Origin of the sequence: Micromonospora reichwaldensis (assembly GCF_031845925.1) — a bacterium.
In the GTDB taxonomy this organism is placed as follows: Bacteria; Actinomycetota; Actinomycetes; order Mycobacteriales; family Micromonosporaceae; genus Micromonospora; species Micromonospora reichwaldensis.
Genome location: NZ_JAVRFL010000015.1, coordinates 22,816 through 48,842 on the forward strand (window position 1 = coordinate 22,816; position 26,027 = coordinate 48,842).

Here is a 26,027-nt window from a genome sequence, read left to right on the forward strand (position 1 = left end):
CACCGGGGCCGACGGTACCGCTGACGTAGACTGTCGGCGGTCCAGCCCCGGCCAACCGACACGCGCCGGCTGGCGGCGGCGAGGGTGTTTCCGTGTCACGAAGGCGCTCCGTCGAGGTCGGACGTGGTGCAGTCGCCGGACGGGGCGGGAGAGGTGAGGTGGCCGTGCGCGGTCCTGCGATGACGGACGTGGCTCGCCTCGCAGGCGTCTCCCACCAGACGGTGTCCCGGGTCCTCAACGGGCATCCGAACGTGCGCGAGCAGACCCGGCTGCGCGTCCAGGCGGCCATCGCCGAACTCGGCTACCGGCCCAACCGCGCGGCCCGGGCACTGGTCACCGGCCGGTCCCAGGTGATCGGCGTGGTCGCGCAGAACACCACTCTCTACGGCCCGGCCTCGCTGCTGGCGGCCCTGGACCAGGCGGCCGCCGAGGCGGGTTTCGCGGTCAGCGTCGGCAGCGTCAGCGACCTCGACGACCAGTCGATCTCGGCGGCGGTGGAGCGGCACCTGGCGCACCGGGTCGCCGGCATCGTGGTGATCGCGCCGGTCGAGTCGGCGGGGGAGGCCCTCGAACGGCTCCCCAAGGACGTTCCGTTGGTCACCGTCGACGGCGACCCGCGCCGTCCGGTGCCCCTGGTCACGGTCGACCAGGTCGCCGGGGCCCGGGCCGCCACGCAGCACCTCCTCGACGCCGGGCACCGGACGGTCTGGCACGTCTCCGGCCCCCCGGACTGGTTCGACAGCGCCGGGCGGATCGACGGATGGCGGGAGACGTTGCAGGCGGCGGGCGCCGAGTTGCCGCCGCTGCTGCCGGCGGACTGGTCGGCGGCAGCGGGGTACCGGTGCGGACAGATGTTGGCCCGGATGCCCGAGGTCACGGCGGTGTTCACCGCCAACGACCACCTGGCGCTGGGCGTGCTGCGGGCGTTGCACGAGCACGGCCGGCGGGTGCCGGACGACATCAGCCTGGTGGGCTTCGACGACGTGCCCGAGGCGGCGTACTTCATCCCGCCGCTGACCACCGTGCGGCCCGACTTCGCCGCCGTCGCCCGGGCGAGCCTGGACCTGCTGCTGGCGCAGATGGAATCCGACGTCGCCGGCCCGCTGCGGCAGACGGTCGCGCCCTCCCTGGTCTCCCGTCGCAGCGTCGCCGCCCCGCCACGGCGCTGATCACGCCGGTCGTCCCGGCGGTGCGGTTCGGCCGACGTGAGCCGACCGGAAGCCCTTGACACTCATCAATGTTAACGCCAACACTGCTGTTGCTGCCCCGTGACGCGAAACGCCACCGTCACGTATTCCGGTTCATCCTGCTCCTTGCCGGCGGGACGAGCCCGCACGGCCCACGAGCGGCGCGTCGTCGCGCCGGTGCCGCGACCTGCTCGTCCGGCGTCGGTCCGGAAGCCAACGGAGGAAGTCGATGAAGCTGACAGACGAGGTGCCACGGACGGGCGGTGGGTGGTGGTTGTCCGCTGCCGTGGTGGCGGTGGCGGTGTTGCTGGGTTCTGGTGTGGTGGTGGGTTCGTCGGCGTGGGCGGCGGCGGTGGACACCGGGGCGACGTACGTGTTCGTGAACCGGCACAGCGGGAAGGCGATGGATGTCTTCGACTGGTCGACGGCTGACGACGCGCCGGTGAATCAGTGGGCGCGTAACGATCTGGCGGTGCAGCAGTGGCAGTTCGTGGACGTGGGTGATGGTTTCTACAAGGTACGTTCGCGGCACAGTGGAAAGGTGTTGGATCTGCCGGGGGCGGCGGACGGGACGCGGTTGGTGCAGCGGGCTGACACCGGGGTGGCGACGCAGCAGTTCCGGTTGCAGGATTCCGTGGGCGGGTACGTGCGGTTCGTCAACCGGTCGAGCGGCAAGGCCGTCGATGGGTGGGACTGGTCGACGGCGGATGGTGGGATGTTGGCCGCCTACCGGAATCTCGACGGGGCCAACCAGCAGTGGCAACTGGTCCGCCTCGGCGGCGCCCCGCCCACCACGACACCGCCGCCCACGGGCACCCCGCCGACGTCCTACCCGCAGCCCGGCAGGGTCACCGGCGACATCGGCGTGCACGATCCGACCGTGGTGAGGCGCCCCGACGGCGGTTACCTCGTCGCCCACACCGGCAACGACGTCGCACTGAAGACCTCCACCGACCGGGTCACGTTCCGCAACGCCGGCTCGGTCTTTCCCGGCGGTGCGCCGTGGACCTCCACCTACACCGGCGGCGCGCGTAACCTCTGGGCACCGGATCTGTCGTACCGCGACGGCCGCTACCACCTGTACTACTCGGCCTCGACCTTCGGCTCGAACCGGTCGGCGATCTTCCTCGCCACCAGCACCACCGGCGCGTCGGGCAGCTGGACCAACGAGGGCCTGGTTGTCGAGTCACGCACCACGGACGCCTTCAACGCCATCGACCCGAACCTCGTCGTCGACGACCAGGGCCGCTGGTGGCTGAGCTTCGGCTCGTTCTGGTCCGGCATCAAGCTGATCCAGATCGACCCGGCAACCGGGCGCCGGCTGGGCACGGCGATGCACAGTCTGGCCACCTACGGGCCGGGCATCGAGGCGCCCGTCATCGTCAAGCGTGGCGCCTGGTACTACCTGTACGTCTCGTTCGACCGCTGCTGCCAGGGCGCCAGCAGCACCTACCGGGTAATGGTCGGCCGCGCCGCCGTCCCGACCGGGCCGTTCGTCGACCGTGCCGGCCGCGACATGCTCTCCGGCGGCGGCACGCAGGTCCTGGCCTCGCACGGCGGCATCCACGGCCCCGGCCACCAGGCCGTGCTCGTCGACACCGACGGCGACCACCTCTTCTACCACTACTACGCCGACAACGGGGCGTCGCTGCTCGGCGTCAACAGGATCGGGTACGACGCGGCCGGTTGGCCCTACCTCTACTGATCGACGGCCGCCGCAACCCCGTGGAGGACAGATGCAGCCAACCCGTCCACCCCACCCCTGCGGCGGGGTCGTCCACCGGGCCGCCGGTACGCAGCGCGCCGGCCGCCGTACCGTGCCGCGTCTGCGGTCGGCCCTGGCCGCGATGGTGCTGGCCCTCGCCATGCCGCTCGGCCTGCCCATGGCCGGGCCGGCGCACGCCGCACCGGCGGTGAACCACACCAACCCGCTGGCGGAGCAGCGGGCCGACCCGCACATCGTCAGGCACACCGACGGCTACTACTACATGACCGCGACGGTGCCGCAGTACGACCGGATCGTGCTGCGCCGGGCCAGCACGTTGCAGGGGCTGGCGACGGCGGCGGAGACGACGATCTGGTACCGGCACGCCAACGGGGAGATGGGCGCCCACATCTGGGCGCCGGAGATCCACTTCATCAACGGCAGGTGGTACGTCTACTTCGCCGCGGGCCGGACCGACGACGTGTGGCGGATCCGGATGTACGTGCTGGAGAACGCGAGCCCGGACCCACGGACCGGCTCGTGGACCGAACGCGGCCGGATCACGACCCCGTGGGACACCTTCAGCCTGGACGCCTCGACCTTCGTGGCCAACGGGGTGCGCTATCTGACCTGGGCACAGCAGGAGCCGGGCGTCTCCACCAATTCCAACGTCTACCTCGCCCGGATGGGTGGCAACCCGTGGCAGATCACCGGCACGGTGACCCGGCTCGTCGTGCCGACGTACGACTGGGAGACCCGCGGGTTCCGGGTGGCCGAGGGACCCGCCGTCATCCAGCGCAACGGCCGCCTCTTCCTGACCTACTCTGCCAGCGCCACGGACGCCAACTACTGCCTCGGGATGCTGAGTGCCTCCGTCACCGCGAACCTGCTCGACGCCGCCTCCTGGAGCAGGAGCCCGACCCCGGTGTTCGCCAGCAACCCGGCCACCGGCCAGTACGGCCCCGGCCACAACTCGTTCACCGTCTCGGAGGACGGGCAGAGCGACATCCTGGTCTACCACGACCGCAACTACCGGGACATCATTGGTGACCCCCTGGACGATCCGAACCGGCGAACCAGGATCCAGAAGCTGTACTGGAACGCTGACGGCACCCCGAACTTCGGCATCCCGGTGCCCGACGGGGCCACGCCCGTCCGGCTGCGTTCGCACGACCTGACCACCAGCTACGTCCGACACTACGACTACCGGGCCCGCGTCGAGCCGAACGTGACGAGCCTGGCCGACTCGCAGTTCCGTGTCGTCGCCGGCCTCGCCGGCGCCGGATCGGTGTCGCTGGAGTCGACCAACCTCCCGGGCCACTACCTGCGCCACCGCGATTTCGCCCTGTACGTCGAGCGCGACGACGGCTCTACGCTCTTCCGTGGCGACGCGAGCTTCCACCGGCGGTCCGGCCTGGCCGCCGGGGCCGGGCTCTCCCTTGAGTCGCAGAACTTTCCGGGCCGGTACGTGCGCCACCGGGCCGGACTGCTCCAACTGGAGGCGGTGAGTTCGAGCGCCGACCGAGCCTCCGCCACCTTCCACCTGGAGTAGGCGGGCCACGAGCCGGCGCGCGGGTCGCATTGGCCTGTGTCTATTGACAGGAGAGCCGCCTCGGGCCGACGCTGAGAGAGCGCTCTCTCAGCGTCGCCCGCCACCCCGAGGAGGACCTTTCGTGAAGCTTCGAAGAAGGCTGCTCGCCGCCGTGTCCGCGCTGGTCGCCGCCGTCCCGGTGACCCTCGCCGCAGCCCCCGCCCACGCCGTCGGCCCCGCGCTGCTGCCCGTCACGGTCACCAACAGCACCGGCCGGGGCGACGCCGTCCACCTGTACGTGATCGGCGTGCAGCTCTCCAGCGGCCGCCTCGGCTACGTCAACCAGGGCGGCACCTTCGTTCCGTGGTCGGGCGGGCAGCTCCCGCCGTCGCCCGCGCCGGACGCGTCGATCCCGGGGCCCGGAAACGGCGGCAGCACGACCATCCGGTTCCCGCGCGGGTTCTCCGGCCGCGTCTACTTCTCGTTCGGGGAGAAGCTCAAGTTCTTCCTCACCCCGGACGGCCTCGTGCAACCCGCCCCGTGGGCGGCCGGCGACGCCAACCGCGACATCCTGTTCGACTGGAGCGAGTTCACCTACAACGACGCCGGACTGTGGCTCAACAGCTCACAGGTCGACATGTTCGCGGTGCCGCACGCGGTCACGGTGACCGGTGCCACCGGCGTCACCAAGCGCACCGGCGACGTCGTCTCGGGGGGCCGCAACGCGATCATCGAGGGCATCCGGTCCCAGTCGGGCTGGGCCAACACGGTCCACACCCGCTCCGACGGCACCGTGTTGCGGGTTCTCGCGCCCGGCAAGGCGGCCGGCGCCGGCCTGTTCAGCGCCACCTACCTGGACTCCTACATCGCGTCGGCCTGGAACGCGTACACGACCAGGACGCTGACCGTGGTGCCGTTCGCCGACCAGCCGAACACCCGCTACTTCGGGCGGACCTCGGGCAACGTCATGACGTTCACCAACAGCGTCGGCCAGCGGGTCGCCTCCTTCAACCGGCCCTCCTCGGCGAGCGTCTGGGGCTGCGACGGGGACCTGCCCGCACCCAACGACCCGGTCGTCGGCCCGATCTCCCGGACGCTCTGCGCCGCGCTGAACCGGGGCACGCTCGGCACCATCGACACGCAGCCCAGCACCGACGCCGCCCAGTTCTACCGCAACAACCCGACGAACCACTACGCACGCGTCATCCACGCCAACATGACCGACGGCAGGGCGTACGCCTTCGCCTTCGACGACGTCGGCGCGTTCGAGTCCCTGGTCCACGACGGCGACCCCCGCGCGGCCGGACTCGTCCTGAGCCCGTTCGGCGCCGGGAGCGGCGGACCGGGGAACCCCGGCACCGGGGTGCCCGTGCTGAGTAACTGGAACAACAAGTGCATCGACGTGCCGAACTCGAACTTCGTCGACCGCGCGCAGTTGCAGATGTGGAACTGCAACGGCACCGACGCGCAGAAGTGGACGTTCACCGGCGACACCCTGCGCAGCCAGAACAACAAGTGCATGGACGTCGACGGCGGCGCGACCGGCAACGGCGCTGTCGTCCAGCTCTACACGTGCAACGGCACCGGCGCGCAACGGTTCACCCTGACCGCGGCCGGTGACCTGGTCAACATCCAGGCCGGCAGGTGCGTCGACATCCGGGAGTGGAACAGCGCCGACGGCGCGAAGCTCCAGCTCTGGGACTGCGCGGGCACCGCCAACCAGAGGTGGCGCAAGGGCTGACCCGCTCGGCGGGTGGCGGCGACCCGTCGCCATCCGCCCCGGCCCGGACCGTCGGGGCGACCGACGTCCGTCGCGCCCGCTGTGCCATCGTGGTCCTGCCGTCGCAGCGCCGGACGTCGGCACCCGGCAGGTGCTACGACGCCGCCGCGCCGGCCGTGGCGTCGACGGGAGGGGGAACGGCGATGGGGGAGCAAGGGTCCGGGCCGCTCAGCGGCATCCTCGTGGCCGACTTCTCCCGGATCCTCGCCGGACCGTACGCGACCATGCTCCTCGCCGACCTCGGCGCCGAGGTGGTCAAGGTCGAGGGGCCCGGCGGGGACGACACCCGGACCTGGCTGCCGCCCGTGCGGGAGGGCACCTCCACCTACTACCTCGGCGTCAACCGCAACAAGCGGTCCATCGCCCTCGACCTCGCCGACCCCGACGACCTGGCCGTGGCCCGGGAACTGGCCCGCCGCGCCGACGTCATGATCCAGAACTTCCGGCCCGGCGGACTGGGGCGCTTCGGCCTCGACTACGACAGCGTCGCCGCCGTCAACGAGCGGATCGTCTACGCCTCGATCAGCGGGTTCGGCGCCGGTGCCGGCGCCAACCTGCCCGGCTACGACCTCGTGGTCCAGGCCGCGTCCGGCCTGATGAGCCTCACCGGCGAGCCGGACGGCCCGCCCTACAAGGCCGGGGTCGCCGTGTTCGACGTGATCGCGGGCCTGCACGCCGCCGTCGGCATCCTCGCCGCCCTGCACCACCGCGACCGCCGCGGCACCGGCCAGCACGTCGAGGTGGACCTGCTCTCCTCCGCGCTGTCCGGTCTGGTCAACCAGACCAGCGGCCACGTCGCCGGCGGCGCGACGCCGTTCCGGATGGGCAACGGGCACCCGAGCCTCTTCCCGTACGAACCGCTGCCCACCGCCGACGGCGACCTCGTCGTCATCGCCGGCAACGACGGCCAGTTCCGCAAGCTGTGCCAGGTCCTCGGCCTGCCCGAACTGCCCGACGACCCCCGGTTCGGGCGCAACCAGGACCGCACGGTCAACCGGGAGGACCTGCGGCCGATCCTGGTCGCGCGACTGGTCCTGCGCAGCCGCGACGAGTGGTTCCGGGACCTGCGCGCGGCGGGCGTGCCGTGCGCCCCGATCAACACGGTCGCCGGGGGCGTCGACCTGGCGCGGGAACTGGGGCTGGACCCGGTCGTCACCACCGGGGGCGTGCCTGGCATCCGCCACCCGATCGGCCTGAGCGCCACCCCGGCGCGCTACGACCTGCCGCCGCCGGGCCTCGACGAGCACGGCGACGAGATCCGGAACTGGCTGGCCGGCTGACGCCCGCCCGAGCGACTCACGCCTGCTCGCCCGGCTGACGCCCGGCCGCCTGGCTGACGCCCGCTTGCCCGGCTGACGCCCGCCCGCCTGGCTGACGCCCGCTTGCCCGGCTGACGCCCGCCCGCCTGGCTGACGCCCATCTCCGTCCGACCGGCTGTCGGACCTCGCCCGGCTGCCGCGTCCCGTCCGCGTGTTCCGGCGGAGGGGGTGCCGGTGAGCGGCGTCACCGCCGCAACCCGGCCGCGTGAAGAACGCGTCAAGAAACGCGCCGCCGCCGTCATGATCGCGTGATGACCCCTGTCCCTCGCGCGGGCACGGAGTTTCGATTGCCCGGCACGGCCGGAAGGCGGTCGTGACGAGCGGTTCCGGCAGAGGAGTCAGTGTGTCCGACGTGGTGTTCGTCCTGGTGACGGTGGGGCTGTTCGCCGCACTCGCCCTCGTGGTGAGGGGCGTGGAGAAGCTGTGAACATCGTCGATGCCGTCGGCCTGGTGCTGGCGTTGGGCCTGGGTGTGTTCATGGTGGTCGCGCTGCTGTTCCCGGAGCGCTTCTGATGTCCGCCACGACAGCCGGCGCCCTCTTCGTCCTGTCCCTGGTGGCGGCCCTGGTCGTCGTCCACCGCCCGTTCGGCGACCACCTGCACCGGGTGGTCGCCGGAACCCGGCACTCGCGCGTCGAGCGGGGGATCTACCGCCTGGTCGGGGTCGACCCGGCCGCCGGCCAGACCTGGGGCGTGTACGCCCGCGCCGTACTGGCCTTCTCCGCCGTGTCGATTCTGTTCCTGTACGCGTTCCAACGCTGGCAGGACCACCTGTGGCTGTCGCTCGGCCTCGACCCGGTCGTCGCCCATGGCGCCTGGAACACCGCCGTGTCGTTCGTGACCAACACGAACTGGCAGTGGTACTCGGGCGAGTCGACCATGGGCCACCTGGTGCAGATGGCCGGCCTGGCGGTGCAGAACTTCGTCTCCGCCGCCGTCGGCATCGCCGTGGCGGTGGCCCTGGTCCGCGGCTTCGCCCGCAGCCGTACCGGTGAGCTGGGCAACTTCTGGGTCGACCTGACCCGGATCACGCTGCGCGTCCTGCTGCCCGTCGCCGTCCTCGGCGCGCTGGTGCTGATGGCCGGCGGGGTGGTGCAGAACCTCTCCGGCGGCACCGAGGTCGCCACCCTGACCGGCGGGACCCAGACGGTCACCGGCGGGCCCGTGGCCAGCCAGGAAGTGATCAAGGAACTCGGCACCAACGGCGGCGGCTTCTACAACGCCAACAGCGCGCACCCCTTCGAGAACCCGAGCCCCTGGACGAACTGGATCGAGATCTTCCTGATCCTGCTGATCCCGTTCAGCCTGCCGCGCGTGTTCGGCCGGATGGTCGGCCAGACCCGGCAGGGCCACGCGATCGTCGCGGTCATGGCCGTCCTCGCGCTCGCGAGCGTCACGCTGACCAACGTCTTCGAGCTCGCGGCCGGCGGCACCGTCCCGCAGGCCGTCGGCGCCGCCATGGAGGGCAAGGAGGTGCGCTTCGACGTGTCGAACTCGGCCACCTTCGCCGCCGCGACGACGCTGACGTCGACCGGGGCGGTGAACTCCTTCCACGACTCGTACACCGCGCTGGGCGGCATGATGACGCTGGGCAACATGATGCTCGGCGAGGTCGCGCCGGGCGGCGTCGGCGCCGGCCTCTACGGGATGCTGGTGCTCGCCGTGATCACGGTGTTCGTGGCCGGGCTGATGGTCGGCCGCAGCCCCGAGTACGTGGGCAAGCGGATCGGCTCCCGCGAGATCCGCTTCGCCTCGCTGTACTTCCTGGTCACCCCCGCCCTCGTGCTGATCGGCACCGCCACCGCCTTCGCCACCGGCAACCACGCGACCGCGCTGAACGTCGGCCCGCACGCCCTCACCGAGGTGCTGTACGCGTTCACCTCCGCCAGCAACAACAACGGCTCGGCCTTCGCCGGCATCACCGTGAGCACGCCCTGGTGGAACACCGCGCTGGGCCTGTGCATGCTGCTCGGCCGGTTCCTGCCGATCATCTTCGTGCTCGCCCTGGCCGGGTCGCTGGCCCGCCAGCGACCCGTACCCGCCTCCGAGGGCACCCTGCCGACCCACCGGCCCCTGTTCGTCGCGATGGTCGCCGGCGTCACGGTGATCCTCGTGGCGCTGACCTTCCTGCCCGCGCTCGCCCTGGGCCCGCTGGCCGAAGGGCTGTGACCCCGATGAGGAAAGAGACCATGACCGTCGACACGCGGGCACCCGAGGCCCGGGCCGACGCGGGGACCTCCGCCGTACGCGGTGGCCGGGGCGGCGGCCTGCTGGACGCGCGGCAGCTGCTGCGGTCGCTGCCCGACGCGCTGCGCAAGCTCGACCCCCGCACCCTGTGGCGCAACCCCGTGATGCTGATCGTCGAGATCGGCGCGGCCTGCACCACCGTGCTCGCGCTGGCCGACCCGTCGGCGTTCGCGTTCGCCGTCGCGGCCTGGCTGTGGCTGACCGTGCTCTTCGCCAACCTCGCCGAGGCCGTGGCCGAGGGCCGCGGCAAGGCACAGGCCGCCAGCCTGCGCCACGCCAGGAAGGACACGGTGGCCACCCGCCTGCGCGGCTGGACGCCGGGTGCCGCGGCCGGCACGTACCGCGACGAGGCGGTGCCCGCCCCGGAGCTCGCGCAGGGCGACGTCGTCCTGGTGGCGGCCGGGGAGCTGATCCCGGGTGACGGCGACGTGGTGGAGGGCATCGCCAGCGTCGACGAGTCGGCCATCACCGGCGAGTCCGCCCCGGTGATCAGGGAGTCCGGTGGCGACCGCAGCGCGGTCACCGGCGGCACCCGGGTGCTCTCCGACCGGATCGTCGTACGGATCACCCAGCGGCCGGGGGAGAGCTTCGTCGACCGGATGATCGCGCTGGTCGAGGGCGCCAACCGGCAGAAGACGCCGAACGAGATCGCGCTGAACGTCCTGCTCGCCGCGCTCACCGTCGTCTTCCTGCTGGTGGTGGCGACCCTCCAGCCGCTGGCCGTCTTCGCCAAGGGCCACCAGGCGGCGGCGCCCGACAACGGCGCGATCACCGACGCCGGCGTGACGGGTGTGGTGCTGGTGTCGCTGCTGGTCTGCCTCATCCCCACCACCATCGGCGCGCTGCTGTCGGCCATCGGCATCGCCGGCATGGACCGCCTGGTCCAGCGCAACGTCCTGGCCATGAGCGGCCGGGCCGTGGAGGCCGCCGGCGACGTCGACACCCTGCTGCTGGACAAGACCGGCACCATCACCCTCGGCAACCGGCAGGCCGCCGGGTTCCTGCCCGTCGACGGCGTCGACGCGAGCCTCGTCGCCGATGCGGCGCAGCTGGCCAGCCTCGCCGACGAGACCCCCGAGGGCCGCTCGGTGGTCGTCCTGGCCAAGCAGGCGTTCGGGCTGCGCGAGCGTGAGCCCGGCCTGCTCCCGCACGCCACGTTCGTGCCGTTCACCGCGCAGACCCGGATGAGCGGCGTCGACCTCGACCCCGACGGGAGCGCGCTCCGGCCGGCCCGGCGGATCCGCAAGGGCGCCGCCTCCGCCGTCACCGGGTGGGTCCGCGAGCACGGCGGCGAACCCACCGGGCAGCTCGGGCGGATCGTCGACGAGATCAGCGGCGCGGGCGGCACCCCCCTGGTGGTCGCCGAGCACGTCGACGGCGAGCCGGCCCGCGCCCTGGGGGTGATCCACCTCAAGGACGTGGTCAAGGCCGGCATGCGGGAGCGCTTCGACGAGATGCGCCGGATGGGCATCCGCACCGTGATGGTCACCGGCGACAACCCGCGTACGGCCGCGGCGATCGCCGCCGAGGCGGGCGTCGACGACTTCCTCGCCGAGGCCACCCCCGAGGACAAGCTCGCCCTGATCCGGCGCGAGCAGCAGGGCGGCCGGCTGGTCGCGATGACCGGCGACGGCACCAACGACGCCCCCGCCCTCGCCCAGGCCGACGTCGGCGTCGCGATGAACACCGGCACGTCGGCCGCGAAGGAGGCCGGCAACATGGTCGACCTGGACTCCGACCCGACCAAGCTGATCGAGATCGTGGAGATCGGCAAGCAACTGCTGATCACCCGGGGCGCGCTGACCACCTTCTCGATCGCCAACGACGTGGCGAAGTACTTCGCGATCGTCCCCGCAATGTTCGCCGGCATCCACCCGGGCCTCGACGCGTTGAACGTCATGCGGCTGGCCAGCCCCGAGTCGGCCATCCTCGCCGCCGTCGTCTTCAACGCCGTGGTCATCGTCGCCCTGATCCCGCTGGCCCTGCGCGGCGTGCGCTACCGGCCGGCGTCGGCGTCGCGGCTGCTGCGCCGCAACCTGCTGGTCTACGGCCTCGGCGGCATCGTCGTGCCGTTCGTCGGCATCAAGCTCGTCGACCTGCTCCTGCAATTCCTCCCGGGGGTCTCCTGATGCGCCTGCCCACCTGGCTCTCCGCACACGTGGCCGCGCTGCGCGCGCTGCTGGTCTTCACGGTGCTGCTCGGCCTGGCCTACCCGCTGGCCCTGGTCGGCGCCGGTCGGCTGCCCGGCCTGCGCGACAGGGCGGACGGGTCCCTGCTCACCGCCGACGGCCGGCCGGTCGGCAGCGCCCTGATCGGCCAGGCGTTCACCGCCGCCGACGGCGCGCCCGTGCCCCGGTACTTCCAGTCCCGGCCGTCGGCCGCCGGCGACGGCTACGACCCGACGGCCACCGCGGCGTCCAACCTCGGCCCGGAGAGCGTGGTCGACACGCTCGCCGTGGACCCGCGCGCGTCGAGCCGGAGCCTGCTCAGCCAGGTCTGCGCCCGCAGTCGCGCCGTCGGCGAACTCGACGGCGTCGACGGCCGGCGTCCCTACTGCACCCCCGACGGCGTGGGGGCGGTGCTGGCGGTGTTCCGCGCCGACGGGCTGACCGGCACCGTCACCCGGGTCGTCAGCGTCAACCAGAGCGCGCCGGCCACCCCGTTCCTCGCCGCGTACGAGGGGGTGGCCGTGGAGCTGGCCCGGCCCGGCGAGGACCTCGTGGCCGCCGGCGGTCTGATCGTGCCGGTGCGGGGCGACGCGCCACAGAACCCCGCCGTGCCCGCCGACGCGGTCACCGCCAGCGGCAGCGGCCTCGACCCGCACATCAGTCCGGCGTACGCAGACATCCAGGTGGCGCGGGTGGCCCGTGAGCGGGGCGCGGACCCGGCGGCGGTCCGGCGCCTCGTCGCCGAGCACACCCGGGGCCGGGTGCTCGGGTTCATGGGCGCCCCCGCCGTCGACGTGCTCGCCCTCAACCTCGCCCTCGACGAGGCGCTGCCCGTCGCGTGAGGGTCGGCGTGGGGCGGGGCCGGGTGCTCCGCCCCACCCGTGGTCCGTGGTCCGACGACCGGCCGTGCCGGTGATCAGGGAGGATGGCTGCGTGCCCAGGGGAGAACTGCGCATCTACCTCGGGGCCGCGCCCGGCGTCGGCAAGACGTACGCGATGCTGGAGGAGGCCCGGCGGCGCGCCGAGCGCGGCACCGACGTGGTGGTCGGCCTGGTCGAGACCCACGGTCGCGCCCAGACCGCCGCGATGGTCGGCGACCTGGAGGTGCTGCCGCGTCGGGTGGTGACCCACCGCGGCGCCGCGTTCACCGAGATGGACCTCGACGCGGTGCTGGCCCGGCGGCCCGAGGTCGCCGTGGTCGACGAGCTGGCCCACACCAACGTGCCCGGCTCGCGTCACGAGAAGCGCTGGCAGGACGTGCAGGAGCTGCTCGACGCCGGCATCACCGTCCTGTCGACCGTCAACGTCCAGCACCTCGAATCGGTCAACGACGTCGTCGCGCGCATCACCGGTACGACCCAGCGCGAGACGGTGCCCGACGCGGTGGTCCGTGCCGCCGGTCAGGTCGAGCTGGTCGACATGACCCCGGAGGCGCTGCGCCGCCGGATGGCCCACGGCAACATCTACCGGCCGGACCGGATCGACGCGGCCCTGGGCAACTACTTCCGCGTCGGCAACCTCACGGCCCTGCGCGAGCTGGCCCTGCTGTGGCTGGCCGACAAGGTCGACGAGCAGCTCGGCGCCTACCGCGCCCAGCAGGGCATCTCCGAGACCTGGGAGGCCCGCGAGCGGGTGGTGGTGGCGCTCACGGGCGGGCCGGAGGGCGCCACGCTCATCCGCCGCGCCGCGCGGGTCGCGGCCCGCAGCAAGGGCGCGGACCTGCTGGCCGTGCACGTCGCCCGCAGCGACGGGCTGGCCGGCGCCGATCCGGCGCAGCTCGCCCGGCAGCGCGTGCTGGTGGAGAGCCTCGGCGGCACGTACCACCAGGTGCTCGGCGCCGACATCCCGGCGGCGCTGCTCGACTTCGCCCGGGGCGTGAACGCCACCCAGCTGGTGCTCGGCGCGAGCCGGCGCGGCCGGTTCGCGCAGCTCTTCTCCCGTGGCGTGGGGGTGACCACCACGGCGCTGTCCGGGCCGATCGACGTGCACCTGGTCACCCACCCGGAGATGGGCCGGGGGCGGCGCGGCGCGGGCGTGCCGGCCGCGCTGTCGCGGCGGCGCCGGCTGCTCGGCTTCGGCCTCGCCGGGCTCGGCATGCCGCTGCTGACGGTGCTGCTGCGGGCCCTGCCGGACCTCAGCCTCACCAACGACATCCTGCTCTTCCTCACCGGCGTCGTCGGGGTCGCGCTCGTCGGCGGGCTGTGGCCGGCGCTGGTCGCCGCGCTGGGCGGTTCCCTGCTGCTCAACTGGTTCTTCACGCCCCCGTTCCGCACGCTGACCATCGCCGAGGCCGACAACCTGCTCGCCCTGGGCGTCTTCGTCGCCGTCGCCGTGGCCGTCAGCGGGGTCGTCGACGTCGCGGCGCGGCGCACCAGAGAGGCGGCGCGCGCCTCCGCCGACGCGCAGACGCTGGCCACGGTGGCCGGTGGCGTCCTGCGCGGCGAGCGTCCGCTGCCGGCGCTGCTGGACCGGCTGCGCGAGACGTTCGGGCTGCGCGCGGTCAGCGTCCTCGAACTCGTCGCCGACGCCGGGGGACGGCCCGGGCACGCCAGCGAGGACGGGGCGTGGCGGATCGTGGCCAGCGTCGGCGAGGACCCGGCGGGCAACCCGGGCGCGGGCGAGACGGCCGTGCCGGTGGACGACGGGCTCACCGTGGTGCTCTCCGGACGGCGGCTGGAGGCGGCGGACCGGCGCGTCGTGGAGGCGTTCGCCGCGCAGGCCGCGGTCGCGCTGCGGCAGGAACGCCTCGCCGAGGAGGCGGCCAGCGCCCGGCCGCTCGCCGAGGCCGACCGGATGCGTACGGCGCTGCTCGCCGCGGTCAGCCACGACCTGCGTACGCCGCTGGCCTCGGCGAAGGCCGCGGTGAGCAGCCTGCGCAGCCACGACGTCGAGTTCGACGCGGACGACCGGGACGAGCTGCTGGCCACCGCCGACGAGTCCCTGGACCGGCTCGGGCGGCTCGTGGCGAACCTGCTGGACATGAGCCGCCTGCAGGCCGGTGCCCTCGGCGTGACCCGCGTGCCGATCGGGCTGGAGGACGCGGTGCCGAGGGCCCTGGACGAGCTGGGTCCGCAGGCCGCCGACGTCGGCACCGACATCCCCGCCGACCTGCCCGCCGCCGTCGCCGACCCGGGGCTGCTGGAGCGGGTGCTGGTCAACATCGTCGCCAACGCCCTGCGGCACAGCCCGCCCGGGCGGCCCCCGGCCATCACCGCCAGCGCCCACGCCGGCCAGGTGGAGCTGCGCGTCATCGATGTCGGTCCCGGCATCCCGCAGGACCAGTGGGAGCACGTCTTCCTGCCGTTCCAGCGCCTGGGCGACCGGGACAACGCCACCGGCGTCGGTCTCGGCCTGGCCCTCTCCCGCGGCCTCGCCGAGGCGATGGGTGGCAGCATCACTCCCGAGACCACCCCCGGGGGCGGCCTCACCATGGTGCTGCGGTTGCCCGCCGCCACCTCGAGCGCCGCAGAGGGGCAGCAGGAATGACCCGCATCCTGGTCGTCGACGACGAGCCGCAGATCGTCCGTGCCCTGCGGATCAACCTGCGGGTCCGGGGCTACGAGGTGCAGGCCGTCGCGACCGGCACGGCGGCGCTCAAGGCAGCCGCCAGCGACCCGCCCGACCTGGTGGTGCTCGACCTCGGCCTGCCCGACATCGACGGGGTGGAGGTCATCCGGGGCCTGCGGGGCTGGACGCACGTGCCGATCATCGTGCTCTCCGGCCGCGCCGGCAGCCAGGACAAGGTCGCGGCCCTGGACGCCGGCGCCGACGACTACGTCACCAAGCCCTTCGGCATCGACGAACTCCTCGCCCGGATCCGCGCCGTGACCCGGCGACTGCACGTCAGCGCCGACGCGACCACCGCCACGCTGCGCGTCGGCCGGCACACCGTCGACCTCGCCGCCCGTACGGTCACCCGGGACGACGGCGCCGACGTCCGGCTCACCCCCACCCAGTGGGGGGTGCTCGAACAGCTGCTGCGTCACCCGGGCAAGCTCGTCAGCCAGCGCCAGCTCCTGCACGACGTCTGGGGTCCCGAGTACCAGAACGAGACCAACTACCTGCGCCAGTACATGGCCCAGCTGCGCCGCAAGCTGGAGGACGATCCGGCCCGCCCGCGCCACCTCATCACCGAGCCGGGCATGGGCTACCGGTTCCGGCCCTGAACGCGACGGAGGCGCCGCGCGTTCCGGGTGCCCGCCGCCGACCGCCGGCCGCGGGGGTGCGGCCGCGCGGTCGGCGGACGGGGCGCGCGTTGGCTCAGCGGCCCTGGAGGGCCCGCACGTTGTCGCCGAAGGTCCAGCCCTTCGACCCGTCCCAGTTCAGCGACCAGGTCATCAGGCCCTTCAGACCGCCCCGGTAGGTGTTCCACGCCTGGGCCACCGTCGCCGGGGCCATGTGGCCGCCGCCGGCGCCGGGCTGCGCCGGCAGCCCGGGGACCTGCTTGTCGTACGGGACCCGGATGGTGGTGCCCTGCACGACCAGCCCGGCGTTGAGGCAGTCGGTCTGGGCGGTGAAGCCCTGCACGGTGCCGGCCGGGTAGGAGTCGCCGGAGCAGCCGTACATGCTGCCGTTGTAGTACTGCATGTTCAGCCACCAGAGCCGGCCGTTGTCGGCGTACCGCTTGATGATCGGCAGGTACGCGCCCCAGATGGAGCCGTAGGTGACGCTGCCGCCGGTGACGTACGCGGTCTCGGGCGCCATGGTGAGGCCGAAGCCGGCGGGCATCCGCGCGAGCACCCCGTCGATGATGCGGATCAGGTTCGCCTGCGACGGGGAGAGCTGGGAGATGTTCCCGCTGCCGGTGAGCCCGGTCTCGATGTCGATGTCGATGCCGTCGAAGTTGTACCGCTGGAGGATCGGTACGACGGTCGCGACGAACCGGTCGGCGACCGCGGCCGAGCTGAGGTCGATTCCGGCGGTCGCGCCACCGATCGACAGGAGGATGGTCAGGCCGGCCGCCTTGGCGCGGCACATCTCGGCGGGAGTGGGCACCTTGACGGTGGCGTCCATGCCGTCCTCCCAGAGCACGGTGCCGTCGGCGCGGATGACGGGGAACGCCGCGTTGATCACGTTGTACCCGTGCGCGGGGATCCGGGCGTCGGTGATCGGGATCCAGCCCAGCGGCGGGTGGACGCCGTTGGCCGCGCCGTCCCAGTTCTCCCAGTAGCCCTGGAGCACCTTGCCGGCCGGCTTCGGCTTGCCGGCGCAGGTGCCTGGGCCGGGCGGGGTGGGCGACGCGGTGGGCGTCGGCGTCGGGGTCGGGGAGGGCCCCGACGTGGCGGTCGGGGTGGGTGCGGGCGTGCCACCGCCGTCGCAGGCGCCGAGGTCGGTCCAGAGCGAGGGCGTCGCGGCGGGGTTCCAGCCGGCGCCCGGCGGGGGCGTGTGCGTCACCAGCGCCTGGTAGGAGCGCCCGGCGTAGCTGACCCGGCTGCCGGCGGCGTACGTGGTCCCCTCGGCCCAGGCCGGCGCGGTGCAGGCCGCGACGGCGACGTCGGGGGCGGTCTCCGCGGCGGCGCGGCCGTGCACGGCGGGCATGGCCGCCAGGGTGGCGGTGAGCGCCGCGCCGGCCAGCAGCGCGGGCATCGTACGTCGAAGTCGCATGGCATTCCTCCTCGTCGATGGCGGGAGGCTATCAATTAACTTTGTTAAATGTAAGCGCCGGGGCGGAGGCGGCGCGTCGACGAGGCCGTCGCGGGCGGCCGGCGACTGCCGGAGAGGCGCCGGTAAAACTTTTCGCCAATGTCGATGATGCCCGTGGAGCTAATCTCCGGAACGGGATACCCTCCGGTGGACACCTGCCGTCCATCGTGGAGGAGATCGAGCATGCGTAAGTTGATGTCGGCGGTCGGAGCCGGAGCGATGCTGACCGTGGGGCTGCTCGCCGGCGCGAGCCCGGCGCAGGCGGCGAGCTGCACGCTCGTGCAGTCCGAGATCTACAACGGGGCCAACATCATCGCCTGGTCGCAGGGGCTGCAGGGCTGCTCCGGCGACGTCTACTGGGAGATCCAGTCGGGCGACGCCGGCGGCTGGCAGGTCGCGCAGAGCGGCACCACGCACTACGCCAACGAGGTGCAGAGCTACTACGGCGACGTCGAGCTGCCGTGTTACCTGCGGGTCTACGCGAAGTTCGGCACCCAGGAGAAGCTCACCCAGCCCGCGCGCAACAACAACTGCGCCGGCTGACGACCGGGTCGGACGGGGCGGGGTGCGCGCCCCGTCCGACCCGGTCTCCCGCAGCGGTTACGCGGCGGGATACCGCGTGACGTAGACGGGCTCGCCGACCCGCGTCGTGTCGGCCGCCGCGCCCACGCCGTTGACCACGTGGTCGATCGTGCCGGCGCTCAGGTTCACGGTCATGACGTGGTGCAGCCTGACGCCCGGGGCGACGGGGACCTCGAAGCCGTTCTCCGTGCGGATCGACGGGTTGTTCTGGTTGAACACGTACACCCCGCCGCCGTGCAGCGTGTGGTGCCGCACGCGGTCGCCGACCTTGTAGCCGGCCCAGCCCTCGACGGCGCCGTTCATCCAGTCGGCCTGCGTCGGCGGGTCGTACGGCAGCTCGTTCTGGTAGAGGATCGTCGTGCCGTGCTCACCGTTCCAGACCGTGTTGTACCGCTGGAAGTGCTCGACGAACAGGCCGGTGGCCGTCACGTGGTCGCCGTTGATGACGGCGCCGTAGCGACCGGTGTTGGTCCGCCAGCGGTCGGTGTCGCCGTTGACGCCCTCGGTGAAGCCCTCGACGCCGTGGTCCCCGCGCCACACCCAGGTGTGGTCGATCAGGACGTGGTCGGCATTGACCTCCAGCGCGGTGTGCGTCCTGCCGATGTGCGGCCCGCCGACGCGGAAGTACACGTCGGAGAGCGTGATCGGGTTGCGCGGGGTGCTGGCGTTGCGGCCGTGCTCGCGCCCGACGCGCAGCAGCACCGGCGACTCGGTCAGGCCGGCGTCGATGGTCACTCCGGCGACGACGACGCCGGGCACGCCGGCGACGTCCAGCGGTACGGCGCCGTTCACGGCGGTGAGCGTGGCGTGGCCGATGCCGAGTACCACGGTGTCAGGCCGCCGGACCTCGATGCTGCGGGCGATGTCGTACACGCCGGGGGTGAGCAGCAGGTGCCTGCCGCGGGCGAGCTGGGCGTTGATGACGTGCACCGGATCGGACGGCTTGGCGATGAAGAAGTCCCGGATGCCGATGGTGCGCCCCGGCGTCATGCCGTCGCCCCAGGAGATGCCCCGGCTGTCACGGCGGACGGCGGGGACGCGGACCTGGTAGCGGCCCCGGTCGTCGACGTACAGGTACGGCTTCTCCCTGCTCAGGGGCGTGGTGTCCAGCGTGGTGTACGGCGGGTCGGGGAAGTCGGCGTCGTCGGGGGCGCCCACGGTGCCCGCGAAGACCTGGTTCCACACCGCGTTGGACCAGCTCTCGACCTCGCTGTTGCGGGTGAGCCACTGCTGCTGGGAGCCGTTGGTGGTGGCGGGCAGCCGGGAGTCGGCGATGAAGCCGCCGCTGGCGTACTGCGGGCCGGCGGTGCAGTAGTCCATCAGCGACAGGCCGCCGCCGCTGATGTCGAGGCGGCGCATGGACACCGCCTGGGAGACCGCCCAGAAGTTCGCCGAGGAGCGGCAGCCGTCCTGGCCGGTGGCGTTGACGGACAGCGACAGGTTGGACAGGGTGCGCCAGAAGTTGACCAGGGCGATGCAGTTGCCGGTCCCGCCGCCTTCGAGGCAGCGGTTGTAGGCCTCGATCTTGCCATTGACCGTGACGTCGGTGGGGGAGGCGCCCAGGCCGGAGACCTCGGTGTAGTAGCCGACCTTCACGTGCAGGGGCTGCGTGTCCGTACCGTAGCTGCCGGGCTTGAAGAGGTACGCGTGCCGCGCGGTGCCCATCTCGGCGTCGACCTGCCGGGCGTGCGCCGCGTCGAGGGTCGCCTGGATCTCGGCGACCGGTGTGTCGGGATCGAAGATCGTCACGTTGGGCCCGAAGTCCGGGGCGCCGTGCCGGGCCCGCCCGGCGGCGGCGGCCGTGCCGGTGGTGCTGGCGACGGCCGTCAGCACCAGGCCGAGGGCGAGCGTCCGGCGGAGCCGCCGTCGCGCGTCGGGGGACTGCATTCTCATCGTTCGTCCTCTCCGCCGGCCGGGGCGGGTGCCGGGCTCGGCGACGTGGTGGGGGAGGTGTTCCGGCGCGGCGCGGGGTGGCGCGCCGGTGGCCGGGTCGCGGTCGTCGTCGACCTGCCTCATGGGGCGGCGGCGGGGGACGACGCTCTTGTGAGAGCGCTCTCTCGCCATCGCGACTTCTATCGCGCCGTGAAAGAAGGGTTGGGATGTTTCTACCCTGTCGATCCGCCCCGCGCTACTGCTGCGCCGCCGCGATCAGGGCGGGTTCTCGCGGAGGCACCGCGCCGGCCGCGCTGTTCGTGGTGTGGGCCGGTCACCCGTTGACGACCAGCCGGACCGTCACCGTGTCTCCCACCGCCAGCCCCTCGGCCCGTCGCACAGCCGCCTTCACCGGCACGATGTAGCGCCCGTCCTTGGGAAACAGCGACGTGCTCCAGCCGGTCTTCCCGATCCGGGCCGAGACCGGGATCATGCCCCAGCCGTAGCTCACGCCCGCCGATCGCGCGGCCAATTCCTGGCAGCCGTCCTCGGGGACGGTGACGAAGTGCCACGGTGCCGGGCCCCGCCAGAACCACAGCTCACCACCGAACTCCAGGTCCATCGGCTCAGCATAGGAGCGGGGGCCGACTTCCTCGGGGCGGGCGGAGTTCGCCGGCCGGTCCCGCGCCGGCCCGGGGGCGCTCGCGTCGTCAGCGCCGATGGGGCAGCATGCACCCGTGCTCCTGATCGTCGCCTCGGACCCGCTACGACCGCGCCACCCGGACGCCCACTTCGCGCCGGAGGCCCGCGCCGCCCGGGAGGCCGGCGTCGAGGTCGCCGTCGTCGACCACGACGCGTTGACCCGTGGCGACGTGTCGCGGGCGGTGTCACGGATGACGACCGAGGGCGTCGCGGTCTACCGCGGCTGGATGCTGCGCAGCGAGCAGTACGCCGCCTTCGCGGACGCGTTGGCCCGACGGGGCGTCAGCCTGCGGACGAGCGGCGAGCAGTACCGGCGCGCCCACGAGCTGCCGGGCTGGTACCCGGACCTGGCCGAGCTGACGCCACGCTCGGCGTGGACGGTCGGCACCGAGCGTGCCGAATTCGACCGGGCGAGGCGCGCGCTCGGCGGCGGGGCGGCGGTGCTGCGCGACTTCACCAAGTCGATGAAGCACCACTGGCACGAGGCGGCGTTCATCCCGGATCTCGACGACGGCGATGCCGCCTGGCGGGTCGCCAGTCGCTTCCTGGACCTGCGCGGCGACGACCTCGTCGGTGGCCTGGTCCTGCGCCGGTTCGAGCGGTTCACCACCGCCGAGGTCCGCACGTGGTGGGTCGACGGCGTCTGCGTCCTCGTCGGCGCCCATCCCGACAGTCCGCACGACACGCCGCCGGAGGCGTTCGACGCGGGCCCGGTGAGCGGTGCGGTGGCGGCGCTGGGGCTGCCGTTCGTGACCGTGGACCTGGCCCTGCGCGCCGACGGCGTCTGGCGGATCGTCGAACTCGGTGACGGGCAGGTCAGCGACCGACCGTCCACCATCGACCCGGCCGCTCTGGTCGACGTCCTGCGTCGCGGGTCCTGACCACCGAAACTTCCGGCTCTTCGGTCGCTGCCGGTCCGGCTCGCAGGCAGGGTGTGAGCCCGGCCGGAGCGTCGATGCGGCGCGCACTTATCGAAATAATCCGATAACCGGGCGTTGAGGTTCCGGACATGTTCCGATACGGTCCGATGGAAGGGCTTCGATCAACTCACGGTGTCGAGGATGCTGACGGCGGCGTGGTCTCCGGGCGACCACTCCACCGGCCCCACGCCGTGGCGGGCGGTTGCCGAGGCGGCCTTCTCATCCAATCGGCTCATCGAAAGGCTCTGCCATGGACAACATGCTCGCCCGTGCCAGCGGGCGCCCGGTGACCCGCCGGCGGTCACGCGTCGCGCTGGCGTCGGCCGTGGTCGGTCTCGCCGTCGCCGCCGCGACGGTCGCGGTGGCGTCCGGCGCCAGCGCCGGCACGACCCTGGGGGCGTCCGCCGCCGAGAAGGGGCGCTACTTCGGCGCCGCGGTCGCCGCCCACAAGCTCTCCGACGCCACGTACGTCGGGATCCTCAACCGGGAGTTCAACTCGGTCACCCCGGAGAACGAGATGAAGTGGGACGCCACCGAGCCGTCCCAGGGCCAGTTCACCTTCGCCAACGCCGACCGCATCGTCAACCACGCCCGCGCCAACGGGATGCAGGTGCGTGGCCACGCCCTGGCCTGGCACTCCCAGCAGCCGGGGTGGGCGCAGAACCTCAGCGGCAGCGCGCTGCGCCAGGCGATGGTCAACCACGTCACCCAGGTGGCGACCTACTACCGTGGCAAGATCCACTCCTGGGACGTGGTGAACGAGGCGTTCGCCGACGGCGGCAGCGGGGCCCGCCGCGACTCGAACCTGCAACGCACCGGCAACGACTGGATCGAGGTGGCGTTCCGCGCCGCGCGCGCCGCCGACCCGACCGCCAAGCTGTGCTACAACGACTACAACACCGACGACTGGTCGCACGCGAAGACCCAGGCCGTCTACAACATGGTCCGCGACTTCAAGGCCCGGGGCGTGCCGATCGACTGCGTGGGCCTCCAGTCGCACTTCAACAGCGCCTCGCCCTACCCGGGCAACTACCGCACCACGCTGTCCAGCTTCGCCGCACTCGGCGTCGACGTGCAGATCACCGAGCTGGACATCGAGGGCTCCGGCGACAGCCAGGCCACCGCGTACCGCAATGTGGCCAACGACTGCCTCGCCGTGGCCCGCTGCACCGGCATCACCGTGTGGGGCATTCGGGACACGGACTCCTGGCGGGCCAGCGGCACCCCGCTGCTCTTCGACGGCAGCGGCAACAAGAAGCCGGCGTACACCGCCACCCTCGACGCCCTCAACGGCGGCACCACTCCGCCGCCCACCACGGCGCCCCCGACCACCGCGCCGCCCACCACCCCGCCGCCGTCCGGCGACTGCGCCGCGACGGTGTCGCTGAACTCGTGGAACGGCGGCTTCGTCGCCACGGTACGCGTCACCGCAGGCGCCGCGGCCATCAACGGCTGGGCGGTCGCCCTCACCCTGCCTGGCGGCGCGACGGTCACCAACACGTGGAGCGCGCGCGCCACCGGGACCAGCGGCGCCGTGACGTTCCGCAACGTCGACTACAACGGCCGGCTCTCCGCCGGAGCCACCACCGAGTTCGGCTTCCAGGGCACCGGGACCGGCCCGACCAGCACGCCCACCTGCACCGCGAGCTGACCCGTCCGACGGCCCGGCGCGGTGGGCTCCGCGCCGGGCCGCCGACGCCGTACGCACGGGTTCTGCGGTGTCCGCCTTGGACGGTCGTCGGGGCTGGCGGACTCCCAGCCGGCCATTGTGGGCCGGCGCCATGCCGGCACTTGCCCTCAAGTCCACTTCAACTTCTACCGTCGACACGGCAGGTTCGGTCGAGCGGGTCAGGGCGTGGTTGGTGTGAGCGTGCAGCGGACGGTACTGGTGACCGGGGGGACCGGGCGAGTGGGCGGGCAGGTCGTCGCCCGGCTCGTCGAGGCCGAGGGCGTGCGGGTGCGCGTGCTGTCCCGCGATCCGGCGAGGGCATCGGGGGCACTGGGGCCGCAGGTGGAGGTGGTCGGCGGTGATCTCACCGCGCGCGACAGCCTGAGCGCCGCGCTGGACGGTGTGGACGGGCTGTTCCTCGTCTTCCCGTCGGTCACCGCCGACCATGCGGCAGGTCGGTTGGTGGCGACGCTGGCCGAGCGGGTCAGGCGCATCGTCTATCTGTCCACGCACGGCGTGCCGGACGACCCCGACCACGCCGCTGAGCCGGACGGGACCATCCTGGGCTCCCACGCCCATCTGGAGGGCCTGCTCGCGGGATCGGCGGCCGAGTACGCCTTCCTGCGCTCCAGCGGCTTCGCCGCGAACACCCTGGCGTGGGCGCCGCAGATCCAGCAGTCGGACGTACTGCGGTGGTTCGTTCCCCAGGCCAGACGGGCCCTGGTGCACGAGGCGGACCTCGGGGCGGTGGCGGCGCGGCTGCTGACGGACGACCGGCACCAGCGCGCGGCCCACCACCTGACCGGCCCCGAGCAACTGACGCAGGTCGAGCAGCTCGCGGCGATCGGTGCCGCGCTCGGCCGGACACTGCGTTACGAGGAGATGGACTCCGCAGAGGCCGCCGCCGAGCTCTTCCCCGAGATGCCGGCGGGCGTAGCCGCCGCGATCATCGCCGGCCATGCGGCGATGATCACGCAACCCGAGCCGGTCACCGACACCGTCCGGCATCTGCTGGGCCGGCCCGCACTGACGTTCGCGCAGTGGGCTCGCGACCACGTCGAGGACTTCACCGGCCGGCAGTAGGGGTCGCCCTGCCGCTCGCGACTGGCATGCCCGCTACTTCGACCCGCGGCTGGCCGGCAGCCAGGTGACCAGCACGGGCGCGATCATCGCGACCTACGTCGCCACGAACCCGAGTCGACCTGGTGACGGCAGGTCGCCGAACTCGCCCAGTGCGAGCGGACGGCGACAGTGCTGGCTGCACCGGGTCCCTACCCGAACTCGCCGTCCCCGGCGCAGGCCTGTTTCCGCGCTTGTGGGGACCAGATCTGGGTCTATGACTTCGACACGTCCTATGCGGCCCTCGGAATGTGGGAGAACCAGTTCAGTTCCGGCTGCCGGGTCGCCGGACCCTAGACGGCCTCCGCTGGGTCTGGACGGGTTCGCTCGCCCCACCGGACGACTGCCGGGGCGGCGAGCCCGACCGCGACGAAGATGCCGCCCATCAGCAGCCAGCCGGGGGCGCCCCAGGCGATGCAGAGCAGGCCCAGTATGGAAGGGGCGGCGACGTTGGCCAGGCCCGTGCCGAGTCCGGAGATTCCCGTGTACTGCCCCTGCGCGTGTGCAGGCGCGAGTCGGAACTGCAGCTCGAGCGAGCCCGCCGCGTGCCAGAGCTCCCCGACGGTGTGCGCGGCGACCCCCAGCGTCATCACCGTGACGGCGAGCCATCCGGGCATCGCCGATGTGGCGGCGATCAGGGCCATCCCGATCAGGAACGCCATCCCGGAGCGGCGCATGGCTCGACCTGCCGCTGGACTGGTGTCGATGCCCCGGCTCGCTCTGACCTGGAGCGCCGCGACGAGGGCGGTGTTGACCAGCACGGCCACCCCGACGAACCAATGCGGCGCGTGGGTCTGCGAGATGATCCACACCGGCAGTGCGAAAATCAGTACCTGGCCGTGGATTCCCATGATGGCATCGAGCATGGTGACTGCCAGGTAGGGCTTGTCTTTCAGTGCGGTCCAACGCCCGGTCATGGAGGGTGCCGGGATCGGCGGCAGTGAGGGCAGCCGGGTGATGATGGCGGCGCACGCCACGAAGGTGGTGGCGTTGCCGACGATCAGGGCCAGGTAGGCGGCGCGGGTGTCCAGCTGCACTGCGGCGCCGACGGCGAGGGCACCGCAGCATCCGGCGAGGTTGGCGACCGCACGAAGATAGGCACGGTACTGGGCCGGGTTCGTGCCGCCGAAGCCGCGCACCAGTGGGCCGCGAGACGCCCCGCCGGCTGATTGAGCGAGCTGGGTCAGGCAGACCAGGATGACGAACGGCCAGAACGTGTGGACGAAGGCCAGAGCAGCCATGGTGGCGGCTCGGATGACCAGAGTCAGCAGATAGATCTCGCGCGGGCCCCGTCGATCGGCGAGATGCCCCATCGGGGTCCCGGCGAGCATCCCGACGAGTGCGGCGATGCCCATGCCCAGGGCGACCTGCGTGAGGGGGAGCCCGACGGAGCGGGTGAAGAAGAGCACGGCGCTGGCCATGAAGATGCCACTTCCGAGCATGTTGACGAAGGTCGCGACGGCCAGGACGCGCCGAGGGCCGTGGTCGGGGATGAGTCCTCGGTCAACGAGCCATGATCTGTTCGGCGGTGGGATGGGAATGGACGTTGTCGCTGTCTGCAAATGACAGACCTCTCGTCGACGG

19 protein-coding genes are annotated in these 26,027 nt (G+C 72.6%); 15 read left to right on the plus strand and 4 right to left on the minus strand.

Translation table 11 applies throughout. The features are described from left to right. Positions 1-179 precede the first annotated feature (179 nt). The 11 genes from RM555_RS14680 (at position 180) to RM555_RS14730 (ending at position 16,102) form a co-directional block, all read left to right on the plus strand. Positions 180-1,169 carry a LacI family DNA-binding transcriptional regulator gene (locus RM555_RS14680; protein ID WP_311412251.1) on the plus strand — a complete coding sequence of 330 codons (990 nt, stop codon included), beginning with the start codon at positions 180-182 and terminating at the stop codon, positions 1,167-1,169. Between the two features lie 247 nt (positions 1,170-1,416). Beyond that, positions 1,417-2,892 (plus strand): family 43 glycosylhydrolase, encoded by a 1,476-nt coding sequence (locus RM555_RS14685; RefSeq protein ID WP_311412252.1) that lies wholly within the window; start codon positions 1,417-1,419, stop codon positions 2,890-2,892. 31 nt (positions 2,893-2,923) lie between these two features. Then, positions 2,924-4,444: a family 43 glycosylhydrolase gene (locus RM555_RS14690; RefSeq protein ID WP_311412253.1), complete on the plus strand. Its 1,521-nt coding sequence runs from the start codon at positions 2,924-2,926 to the stop codon at positions 4,442-4,444. Between the two features lie 121 nt (positions 4,445-4,565). After that, positions 4,566-6,164: a beta-1,3-glucanase family protein gene (locus tag RM555_RS14695; protein ID WP_311412254.1), complete on the plus strand. Its 1,599-nt coding sequence runs from the start codon at positions 4,566-4,568 to the stop codon at positions 6,162-6,164. A gap of 182 nt (positions 6,165-6,346) precedes the next feature. After that, a complete protein-coding gene (locus RM555_RS14700) occupies positions 6,347-7,483 on the plus strand; it encodes a CaiB/BaiF CoA transferase family protein (RefSeq protein ID WP_311412255.1) in 1,137 nt (378 codons plus the stop codon). A gap of 462 nt (positions 7,484-7,945) precedes the next feature. Next, positions 7,946-8,035 (plus strand): K(+)-transporting ATPase subunit F, encoded by a 90-nt coding sequence (gene kdpF / locus RM555_RS14705; protein WP_311412256.1) that lies wholly within the window; start codon positions 7,946-7,948, stop codon positions 8,033-8,035. Continuing rightward, positions 8,035-9,690 (plus strand): potassium-transporting ATPase subunit KdpA, encoded by a 1,656-nt coding sequence (gene kdpA / locus RM555_RS14710; protein ID WP_311412257.1) that lies wholly within the window; start codon positions 8,035-8,037, stop codon positions 9,688-9,690. The genes kdpF and kdpA overlap by 1 nt, the downstream gene beginning before the upstream one ends. A gap of 20 nt (positions 9,691-9,710) precedes the next feature. Beyond that, positions 9,711-11,897 (plus strand): potassium-transporting ATPase subunit KdpB, encoded by a 2,187-nt coding sequence (gene kdpB, locus RM555_RS14715; protein WP_311412258.1) that lies wholly within the window; start codon positions 9,711-9,713, stop codon positions 11,895-11,897. Next, positions 11,897-12,778, plus strand: coding sequence for a potassium-transporting ATPase subunit C (locus RM555_RS14720; RefSeq protein WP_311412259.1), 882 nt, complete (start codon positions 11,897-11,899; stop codon positions 12,776-12,778). The genes kdpB and RM555_RS14720 overlap by 1 nt, the downstream gene beginning before the upstream one ends. Positions 12,779-12,869: 91 nt before the next feature. Then, entirely contained in the window at positions 12,870-15,422 is a 2,553-nt protein-coding gene (locus tag RM555_RS14725) for a sensor histidine kinase (protein ID WP_311412260.1), read from the plus strand. Then, a complete protein-coding gene (locus tag RM555_RS14730; protein ID WP_151452738.1) occupies positions 15,419-16,102 on the plus strand; it encodes a response regulator in 684 nt (227 codons plus the stop codon). The genes RM555_RS14725 and RM555_RS14730 overlap by 4 nt, the downstream gene beginning before the upstream one ends. Positions 16,103-16,196: 94 nt before the next feature. Here RM555_RS14730 and RM555_RS14735 read toward each other — a convergent pair whose 3' ends face one another. After that, positions 16,197-17,540, minus strand: a complete 1,344-nt coding sequence (locus RM555_RS14735) for a carbohydrate-binding protein (RefSeq protein ID WP_311412261.1) — start codon at positions 17,538-17,540, stop codon at positions 16,197-16,199. Positions 17,541-17,762: 222 nt separating this feature from the next. On the opposite strand from RM555_RS14735, the gene RM555_RS14740 reads away from it, so the two are divergent. Next, entirely contained in the window at positions 17,763-18,122 is a 360-nt protein-coding gene (locus RM555_RS14740; protein ID WP_311412262.1) for a hypothetical protein, read from the plus strand. 57 nt (positions 18,123-18,179) lie between these two features. On the opposite strand, the gene RM555_RS14745 is transcribed toward RM555_RS14740, so the two are convergent. Together RM555_RS14745 and RM555_RS14750 are read right to left on the minus strand one after the other, a co-directional pair. After that, entirely contained in the window at positions 18,180-20,048 is a 1,869-nt protein-coding gene (locus RM555_RS14745; protein WP_311412356.1) for an adenylyl cyclase, read from the minus strand. A gap of 319 nt (positions 20,049-20,367) precedes the next feature. After that, entirely contained in the window at positions 20,368-20,655 is a 288-nt protein-coding gene (locus tag RM555_RS14750) for a DUF1905 domain-containing protein (RefSeq protein WP_311412263.1), read from the minus strand. 115 nt (positions 20,656-20,770) lie between these two features. On the opposite strand from RM555_RS14750, the gene RM555_RS14755 reads away from it, so the two are divergent. From RM555_RS14755 to RM555_RS14765, 3 genes are all read left to right on the plus strand, one after another. Further along, entirely contained in the window at positions 20,771-21,616 is an 846-nt protein-coding gene (locus RM555_RS14755; protein WP_311412264.1) for an ATP-grasp domain-containing protein, read from the plus strand. Between the two features lie 289 nt (positions 21,617-21,905). After that, positions 21,906-23,306 (plus strand): endo-1,4-beta-xylanase, encoded by a 1,401-nt coding sequence (locus RM555_RS14760; RefSeq protein ID WP_311412265.1) that lies wholly within the window; start codon positions 21,906-21,908, stop codon positions 23,304-23,306. A 219-nt stretch (positions 23,307-23,525) separates the two neighbouring features. Continuing rightward, positions 23,526-24,407, plus strand: a complete 882-nt coding sequence (locus RM555_RS14765; RefSeq protein WP_311412266.1) for an SDR family oxidoreductase — start codon at positions 23,526-23,528, stop codon at positions 24,405-24,407. Between the two features lie 329 nt (positions 24,408-24,736). Here RM555_RS14765 and RM555_RS14770 read toward each other — a convergent pair whose 3' ends face one another. Next, on the minus strand, positions 24,737-26,005 hold the full coding sequence (locus tag RM555_RS14770) for an MFS transporter (protein ID WP_311412267.1): 1,269 nt from the start codon (positions 26,003-26,005) through the stop codon (positions 24,737-24,739). Positions 26,006-26,027: the final 22 nt, after the last annotated feature.